General features: G+C 39.8%; 6 protein-coding genes and 1 tRNA gene. All 7 read left to right on the top strand.

Features of this window, described 5'->3' with window-relative positions:
- Positions 1 to 143: 143 nt before the first annotated feature.
- The 7 genes from AAEY62_RS19915 to AAEY62_RS19885 all read left to right on the top strand — a co-directional run bounded on the left by AAEY62_RS19915 (position 144) and on the right by AAEY62_RS19885 (position 9172).
- Positions 144 to 220 (top strand) — tRNA-Pro (locus tag AAEY62_RS19915).
- 378 nt (positions 221 to 598) lie between these two features.
- Positions 599 to 1903, top strand: a complete 1305-nt coding sequence (gene tig, locus AAEY62_RS19910; protein WP_007580935.1) for a trigger factor — start codon at positions 599 to 601, stop codon at positions 1901 to 1903.
- Between the two features lie 164 nt (positions 1904 to 2067).
- Positions 2068 to 2685 carry an ATP-dependent Clp endopeptidase proteolytic subunit ClpP gene (clpP, locus tag AAEY62_RS19905; RefSeq protein WP_024590978.1) on the top strand — a complete coding sequence of 206 codons (618 nt, stop codon included), beginning with the start codon at positions 2068 to 2070 and terminating at the stop codon, positions 2683 to 2685.
- Positions 2686 to 2820: 135 nt separating this feature from the next.
- The gene (gene clpX / locus AAEY62_RS19900) at positions 2821 to 4104 is read left to right on the top strand and encodes an ATP-dependent protease ATP-binding subunit ClpX (RefSeq protein WP_002958344.1); all 1284 of its coding nucleotides are present in this window, start codon (positions 2821 to 2823) and stop codon (positions 4102 to 4104) included.
- 151 nt (positions 4105 to 4255) lie between these two features.
- Positions 4256 to 6625 (top strand): endopeptidase La, encoded by a 2370-nt coding sequence (lon, locus tag AAEY62_RS19895; protein WP_350635888.1) that lies wholly within the window; start codon positions 4256 to 4258, stop codon positions 6623 to 6625.
- A 177-nt stretch (positions 6626 to 6802) separates the two neighbouring features.
- Positions 6803 to 7099, top strand: a complete 297-nt coding sequence (locus AAEY62_RS19890) for an HU family DNA-binding protein (protein ID WP_290192505.1) — start codon at positions 6803 to 6805, stop codon at positions 7097 to 7099.
- 171 nt (positions 7100 to 7270) lie between these two features.
- A complete protein-coding gene (locus tag AAEY62_RS19885) occupies positions 7271 to 9172 on the top strand; it encodes a SurA N-terminal domain-containing protein (RefSeq protein WP_350635885.1) in 1902 nt (633 codons plus the stop codon).
- Positions 9173 to 9281: the final 109 nt, after the last annotated feature.

Here is a 9281-nt window from a genome sequence, read left to right as displayed (position 1 = left end):
GATTAGCGCAGTTTGGTAGCGCACTTGGTTTGGGTCCAAGGGGTCGCAGGTTCAAATCCTGCATCGCCGACCATTTTCTTAAAATGGTCTTAAACTCTCAGTTTAAGTGTTCAGTATGAAAAAAGAAGTTAACTCTTCAATGTCGGCGATTAGCGCAGTTTGGTAGCGCACTTGGTTTGGGTCCAAGGGGTCGCAGGTTCAAATCCTGCATCGCCGACCATTTTCTTATCTAATAAGAATAATAAGTAAATTCCTCTAAGTTATAAATCTAAATCTGTTAGCCTATAATTCTATTAAATAATTTCTACTTTAATCCATTCAATGCCTAGTTAGCCTGTTTTTTATTCAGTTAGTCTCTATAGTCCCTTATCTAGTCCAAATAATTGCCCCCTATACTCGACTATCATAAATATTAGGTTATAATGCCGCGTCTATTGTTTAACATAGTGCCCGAAGGGCAAAGCAGCAATGGTATCTCATGGTAGCGACGGATGCTTTTAAGTGTGAAAAACCGCTTAAACTTTATCAAGACTCATGCAGATCACTTTGTTTGTAAAGGAAGGCGAACAGTCGCCAAAATTGAATATTGAGGTAAATCATGCAAGTTTCTGTTGAGACGACCCAAGGCCTTGAGCGCCGTATAACTATCACCGTTCCTTCAGAGAACGTTGAGACCGAAGTAAAAAAACGCCTACAACAACTGTCAAAAACACAGCGTATAGATGGTTTCCGTGCTGGTAAAGTTCCAGTATCTGTAATTAACAAGCGTTTTGGCCCTGCAGTTCGTCAAGAAGTTGCTGGCGAAGTAATGCAACGTAATTACATTGAAGCAATCGTTTCTGAAAAAATCAATCCAGCTGGCGCGCCTACATTCGCACCTAAATCACTTGAAGCAGGTAAAGATTTAGAATTCTCAGCAACGTTTGAAGTTTACCCTGAAGTTGAAGTTCAAGGTTTAGATAAAATTACTGTTGAGAAACCAGCGGTAACAGTGACTGACGAAGATTTAGCTAACATGCTAGAAACACTTCGTAAGCAACACGCAGCGTGGGCTGATGTTGATGCAGCTGCTGGCGAAAACGACCGTGTAACAGTTGATTTCGTAGGTACTATCGACGGTGAAGTATTTGAAGGCGGCAAAGCTGAAGACTTCCCATTAGAACTTGGCCAAGGTCGTATGATCCCAGGTTTTGAAGATAACATCGTAGGTAAAAAAGCAGGCGAAGAAGTAGTTGCTGATGTAACTTTCCCTGATGATTACCACGCTGAAAACTTAAAAGGTAAAGCGGCTCAATTCACTATCACAGTGAAAAAAGTTGAAGCGCAAGAATTACCAGAATTAAGCGAAGAGTTTGCAACTAAATTCGGTGTTACCGAAGGCGGAGTAGACGCGCTTAAAGAAGAAGTTAAAAAGAACATGACACGTGAGCTAGACCAAGCGGTTAAAGCAAGCGTTAAAGACCAAGCAATCAAAGGTCTTTTAGCTAACAACGAAATCGAAGTGCCTAAAGCACTTGTTGATCAAGAAGTTGATGCTCTACGTCAGCAAGCAGCTCAACGTTTTGGCGGCGACGCTCAAAACATGCCAGAGCTTCCAGCTGAATTGTTCCACGAGCAAGCTGTAACACGTGTTAAAACTGGCCTTTTATTAGGTGAAGTGATTAAAGCTAACGAGATTAAAGTTGATGACGCTAAAGTTGAAGCATTAATCGCAACGGTAGCTTCTGCATACGAAGATCCAACTGAAGTAGTAGAATACTACAAAGGTAATGATCAACTTATGCAGCAAATGCGTAATGTAGCAATGGAAGAGCAAGCTGTTGAAGCTATTTTAGCTAAAGCAGTTGTTACTGATGTTGAAAAAGCATTTGATGACATCATGAATCCACAGCAAGGTGCTTAATAAGTCATTGACTTAAGCTCTCGCTAACGATTAAATGGCTCGTGCTACTCTGTTTATACAGCGTGCCCGGGCCATTTTAGTTTTTGGCTCTAAATTTGCGAAAAACGATAACTATGCTTCCTTATAATAAGGATAAGTATAAGCGCATAAGGAATTAAATAAGTATGAATACTGGTATTACAGATCCCCTAAATGCATTGGTCCCAATGGTTGTTGAACAAACACCGAAAGGCGAGCGCTCGTATGATATTTATTCGAGATTATTAAAAGAGCGTATTATCTTTTTAACAGGTCAAGTTGAAGACAACATGGCAAATCTGATTTTAGCGCAAATGCTATTTTTAGAATCAGAAAATCCTGATAAAGATATCTTTTTATACATCAACTCACCAGGTGGTTCAGTAACTGCGGGTATGGCTATTTACGACACAATGAACTTCATCAAACCAGATGTAAGTACAATATGTGTAGGTCAAGCTGCAAGCATGGGTGCTTTTTTACTTACTGCTGGCGCTAAAGGTAAGCGTTTTTGCCTACCAAACTCACGTGTGATGATTCACCAACCATTAGGTGGTTTCCAAGGTCAAGCATCTGACTTTGAAATACATGCTAAAGAAATTCTGTCTATTAAAGCTAAGCTTAATCGCTTAATGGCTGAGCATACAGGCCAACCATTAGATATTATCTCTAAAGACACAGATCGTGATAACTTTATGAGTGCCACGCAAGCTGTAGATTACGGCTTGGTAGACTCTGTGTTTACAAATCGCGACAAAAAGTAAGCGCTTGGCGAGCAGGATTGCCTGTTTGCCACTTTGAGTTACTATGCGAAAACTAATAAATTTTGGTATAGTTAAAGCGTATTGAAATAGCCGCCAACAGTTTTGGTGGCCAACGTAATAAAATGAGGTAGCTGAATGTCTGACACTCCTACAGACGGCGACAAAAGTAATAAATTGTTATACTGCTCTTTTTGTGGCAAAAGCCAACATGAAGTGCGTAAATTAATTGCAGGCCCTTCAGTATACGTTTGTGATGAATGTGTAGAGTTGTGTAACGATATTATCAGGGAAGAGATCAAAGACATTGCTCCTAAGCATGATACGTCTGACAAACTACCTGTACCAAAAGAAATTCGTAAACACTTAGACGATTATGTTATTGGTCAAGATCATGCTAAAAAAGTATTGTCTGTTGCCGTTTATAACCATTATAAACGCCTACGTAACCAATCGACTAAGCAAGACATTGAATTAAGTAAAAGTAATATTTTGCTTATCGGCCCAACAGGTAGTGGTAAAACATTACTTGCAGAAACATTAGCGCGTCTACTTGATGTGCCGTTTACTATGGCCGATGCCACTACATTAACCGAAGCAGGTTATGTAGGTGAAGATGTTGAAAACATCATTCAAAAGCTTTTACAAAAATGCGATTACGATGTTGAAAAAGCGCAACGTGGCATTGTTTACATTGATGAAATTGACAAAATTTCTCGTAAATCAGATAACCCGTCAATTACACGTGATGTATCGGGTGAGGGCGTTCAACAGGCGCTACTTAAACTGATTGAAGGCACCGTTGCTTCTGTTCCACCGCAAGGTGGTCGTAAACATCCACAACAAGAGTTTTTACAAGTAGATACGTCTAAAATCTTGTTTATTTGTGGTGGTGCATTTTCAGGCCTAGATAAAGTAATTGAGCAACGTAGCCATAAAAATACCGGTATCGGTTTTGGCGTTAGCGTAAAAGAATCTGCGGCGAGTCGTTCTTTAAGTGAAACATTTAAAGACGTAGAACCAGAAGATTTAGTTAAATACGGCTTAATTCCTGAGTTTATAGGTCGTTTGCCAGTAGTTGCTACGTTAACAGAACTTGACGAAGCTGCTCTTGTACAAATATTGAGTGAACCTAAAAACGCGATTACTAAACAGTTCTCAGTATTGTTTGGTATGGAAGACGTTGAACTTGAGTTTCGCGATGATGCCTTAGCTGCAATTGCCCACAAAGCAATGGAGCGTAAAACAGGTGCACGTGGTCTTCGTTCAATCGTTGAAGGTGTGTTACTTGATACTATGTACGAACTTCCTTCAATGGATGACGTAAGCAAAGTGGTTATTGATGAAACCGTTATTAAAGGTGAGTCAGACCCAATCTTGATTTATGAAAATAATAAACAAGATAAAGCTGCATCAGAATAGTTTTTAAGCTATTTGAATGAAAAAAGGAGCCTTAGGCTCCTTTTTTTATAATTAATTTAATCGAGTATGGGAAAATTGTTGAACTTTAATTAGGTTATCCCCATATACTTGAGTAATCTTTAAAATAAATGAAGTGCGAAGAGAAACTATAATGACGCTTGAGAGAACCGACCGAGTCGAAATCCCAGTCCTTGCACTGCGCGATGTTGTGGTATACCCGCACATGGTGATCCCGCTTTTTGTTGGCCGTGAAAAATCAATAAAATGCCTAGAAGCGGCAATGGACAAAGACAAACAAATTTTCTTGGTTGCACAAAAAGATGCAACTGTAGATGAACCAGAGCAAGATGATATTTATCGTATCGGTACTATTGCCACTGTACTTCAGTTATTAAAATTACCAGACGGTACAGTTAAAGTTTTAGTTGAAGGTACACAGCGCGCACAAATTGAAGAATTTGTAGATAACGATGACTTTTTTGTTGCTAATGCTCAATTTATTGAATCTGATTCGGTAGACGAGAAAGAACAAGATATTTTTATTCGTAGCGCAATTAGCCAGTTTGAAGGCTATGTAAAGCTAAACAAAAAAATTCCACCTGAAGTACTAACTTCAGTTTCAGGTATTGATGAGCCAGCACGCCTTGCCGATACAATGGCAGCTCATATGCCGCTTAAAGTACCTGAAAAGCAAAAAGTGCTAGAAATTTCAAGCGTTACAGAACGTCTTGAATATTTAATGGCATTAATGGAAGGCGAAATAGACTTACTGCAAGTTGAGAAGAAAATTCGTACCCGCGTTAAAAAGCAGATGGAAAAGTCTCAGCGCGAGTATTACCTCAATGAGCAAATGAAAGCCATTCAAAAAGAGCTGGGTGAGCTTGACGATGTACCTGACGAATTTGAAGCACTTAAAAAACGCATCGAAGAATCGGGTATGCCAACAGAAGCACAAGACAAAGCGACGACAGAGCTTAATAAGCTTAAGATGATGTCGCCAATGTCTGCAGAAGCGACTGTAGTGCGTTCATACATTGACACATTAATTAATGTGCCATGGAAAAAACGCTCTAAAGTGAAAAAAGACTTAGCGGGCGCGCAAAAAATTCTTGATAGCGATCACCACGGCTTAGATAAAGTAAAAGAACGCATTATTGAGTACCTCGCGGTACAACAGCGTACTAATAAGCTTAAAGGGCCAATTTTATGTTTAGTTGGGCCACCAGGTGTTGGTAAGACATCACTTGGTCAATCTATTGCACGTTCAACTGGTCGTAAGTATGTTCGTATGGCGCTTGGCGGCGTACGGGATGAAGCTGAGATTCGCGGTCATCGTCGTACATACATTGGTTCAATGCCAGGTAAGCTAATTCAAAACATGACAAAAGTGGGCGTTAAAAACCCATTATTTTTGTTAGATGAAATCGATAAAATGTCATCAGACATGCGTGGCGACCCAGCATCAGCACTATTAGAAGTGCTTGATCCTGAGCAAAACAGCCACTTTGCCGATCATTACCTTGAAGTAGATTACGATTTATCTGATGTCATGTTTGTAGCAACATCAAACAGCTTCAACATTCCTGGCCCATTACTGGACCGTATGGAAGTTATTCGCTTATCGGGTTACACCGAAGATGAAAAGCTAAACATTGCAAAAGAGCACTTAATTACTAAACAAGTAAAACGTAATGGCTTAAAAGAGTCTGAAATAGTTATCGAAGATAGTGCAATTATTGGCATTATTCGTTACTACACACGTGAAGCGGGCGTACGTAACCTAGAGCGCGAAATTTCAAAACTATGCCGTAAAGCAGTTAAAAATATCTTACTTGAAAAAGACACTAAAACAGTGACTATCAATCAAGATAACCTAGAAGACTTTTTAGGTGTGCAACGCTTTGATTATGGTAAAGCTGAAGATGGCGACCGTATTGGTCAAGTTACAGGTTTAGCATGGACAGAAGTTGGCGGTGATTTGCTAACAATCGAATGTGCGGCTGTACCAGGTAAAGGTAAACTTACTTATACCGGTTCACTGGGCGATGTAATGCAAGAGTCGATTCAAGCGGCAATGACGGTAGTACGTAATCGCGCAGATACATTTCGTATTAATAGCGATTTTTACGAAAAACGTGATATTCACGTTCACGTACCAGAGGGCGCAACACCTAAAGATGGTCCTAGTGCGGGCGCAGCAATGGTAACAGGTCTTGTATCTAGCTTAACGGGTAACCCTGTACGAGCAGATGTTGCAATGACCGGTGAAATTACGCTACGTGGTGAAGTACTTCCTATTGGTGGCTTAAAAGAGAAATTATTGGCGGCGCATCGTGGTGGAATTAAAACAGTAATCATTCCAAAAATTAACGAACGTGACTTAAAAGAGATTCCAGAGAATGTGCTGGCAGGTCTTGATATTCACCCAGTTACTTGGATTGACGAGGTGTTAAAGCTTGCTTTAGTGCATCCTGTTGAGAGTTTTTCGGTCGAAACACCTAAAAACCAAAAAAAAAGCTAAAAAAAGTGCTTTTTAGGGCTTTTCAAATCTAAACGGTATGATAAGTTAAGCACTGGTTTTCAAGCCTAGCCCTTATGGGGCGTAGGCTTAAGAAAAATATAATCATGTGAGCATTAAAAGTTTGCTCTACAATTTTCAAAAAAGTGATGTTAGTTTAAAAAACCATCGCTCTTGATAATAACAATGAAAGAGGATGATATTGTGAATAAATCTCAATTAATCGATCAAATCGCAGCTGATGCTGACATTTCTAAAGCGGCTGCAGGTCGTGCACTAGATTCATTCATCGAATCTGTATCTGGCGCGCTAAAAGAAGGCGACTCAGTTGCACTTGTTGGTTTTGGTACTTTCTCAGTACGTGACCGTGCTGCACGTTCAGGCCGTAACCCGCAAACTGGTGAAACAATCCAAATTGCTGCTGCAACTATTCCAGCTTTTAAAGCCGGTAAAGCGCTTAAAGACGCAGTAAACTAATCACTGTTTTAAACACATTAGTTATGGCGAGTGTAAAGTTACTGATTCACCACAACAGATGAATTAAGTAACTTTACCGCCAGTTACTTCAAGTGAAAAAGCGTATCTGGTAAGATACGCTTTTTTTACATGTGACAAGGTAAAATACCTTGATCAAAAAGAGATAAACAAATGCTTGAGAAAATCAGAGAAGGTTCGCAAGGACCTGTAGCCAAAATAATTTTAGGCGCGGTGATTTTATCTTTTGCCTTAGCAGGGATCGGTAGTTACTTAGGTCAAACCACAGAACAACCCGTTGCTGAAGTAAATGGAATTAAAATTAGTCAAACCGATTTTAACCGTGCTTACCAAAATGAACGTAGCCGTTTAGAGCAACAATTTGGTGAATACTTTACACAAATTGCCGCTGATCCAAATTACATGGCGCAAATTCGCCAAGGTGTAGTTGACCGCTTAGTACAACAAGAATTGCAATCACAGCTAGCGGCTGATTTAGGCCTTCGCGTAAGCGACGAAAGTGTACGTAAAACAATTTTAGAGCTACCGTACTTTCAAATTGGTGAAAAGTTTAATAACGATCGTTACTTACAAGTAATTCGTCAAATGAACTTTCAACCAGATGCTTTTCGTGAATACTTACGTAAAGATATGACACGTAGTCAGGTTGTATCAGCTGTTGCAGGTACAGACTTTGCCCTAGAGAGCGAGCTCAAAAGCGCAATTGCTCTACAGCAGCAAACTCGTAGTATTGACTACTTAGTCATTAATAAAGAAGCGCTTGCCGTGGACGTAGAAGTATCAGAGCAAGAAGTGTCTGATTACTACGAGCTAAACGCATCACAATTTTTATCTCCAGAGCTTATTTCAGTAAGTTATATTGAGCTTAAAGCAGCAGATATTAATGTTGAATCGGTAACCGGGGATGACGTTAAAGCGTATTACGAGCAAAACAAAGCGCAGTACATAGAACCTGAAAAACGTCGCGTATCACATATCTTAATTGATAACAGTGAAGACGATGATGCAGCAAAAGAAAAAGCCAATGCACTTCATGCACAACTAGAGCAAGGTGCAGACTTTGCTGAGTTAGCACAATCATCATCTGACGATATCGTTAGTGGCGAAATGGGCGGCGACCTTGAATGGATTGAACGTGACGTAATGGACCCTGCATTTGAAGATGCGACTTTCGCACTGCAAAACAAAGGTGACATTTCTGAGGTTGTTGCTTCTGAGTTTGGTTATCACATAATTAAACTTACAGACATTCAACCACAACAAGTTAAAGCGTATGACGATGTTAAAGCTGACTTACGTGCTGAATTAGAACAAGCTGAAAAAGTAGATGCATTTTACGAAAAGCAAACAGAAATGGGCGCACTTGCATTTGAAATTTCAGACCGCTTAGACGACGCTGCAGAAGTTGCTGAAGTTGAAGTTAAATCTACACCTCTTTTAGCACTTAATGCTCTACCAGAGCCTTTAAACAGCCCTGCAGTTGTAGCAGCACTAACATCAGTTGATTTACTTGAAGATAAAGTAAACTCTGAAGTTATTGAGCTTGGTGAGGAGCATGCAATTATTGTTCGTATTAACGAGCATAAACCTGCTGCTACTAAAGCGCTGGATGAAGTAAGCGAGCAAATTAAAGCGCGTTTAGTTAATGAAAAATCATCTGAGCTTGCTAAAGAAAAAGCGCGTAGCTTATTTGCAGAAGTACAAGCAGGTAAGAGCTTAAACGATGTAGCTAACGAGCAGAGCTTAACACTTCGCCAAGAAGCGCAGTTAACACGTCAAAGCTACACTGTTTCACCTGCTATTGTGACTCAAACATTTAAAATGGCTCACCCAGCAGGTTCTGTGGTAGTTGAGCTTGTTAATTTAAATAATGGTGATGCAGCAATTGTTGCGCTTAAGTCGGTAACAGATGCACAAGTTGCAGCTAATATTGACCCTCAAGCAAAACAAAGCATTACTATGGCGCAAGCTAATAAAAACTACATGGTATTTATTGAAGCGCTTAAAGCAAATGCTGAACTTAACTTACCAACGGCTACACAAACTGTTGAGTAATTAATTTTAGCTCATAAAGAAAGGCGCTTTTAAAGCTGTCTCTTATACACAAATCCCTGCTAAGAAATTAGCGGGGATTTTTTTGAACTAAATCTCAATGTCATGATCA

Origin of the sequence: Pseudoalteromonas sp. GW168-MNA-CIBAN-0100, assembly GCF_040309225.1 — a bacterium.
Classification (GTDB): domain Bacteria; phylum Pseudomonadota; class Gammaproteobacteria; order Enterobacterales; family Alteromonadaceae; genus Pseudoalteromonas; species Pseudoalteromonas arctica.
Note: the sequence above shows the minus strand (reverse complement) of the source record. Positions and strands in the feature narration are given on the sequence as shown.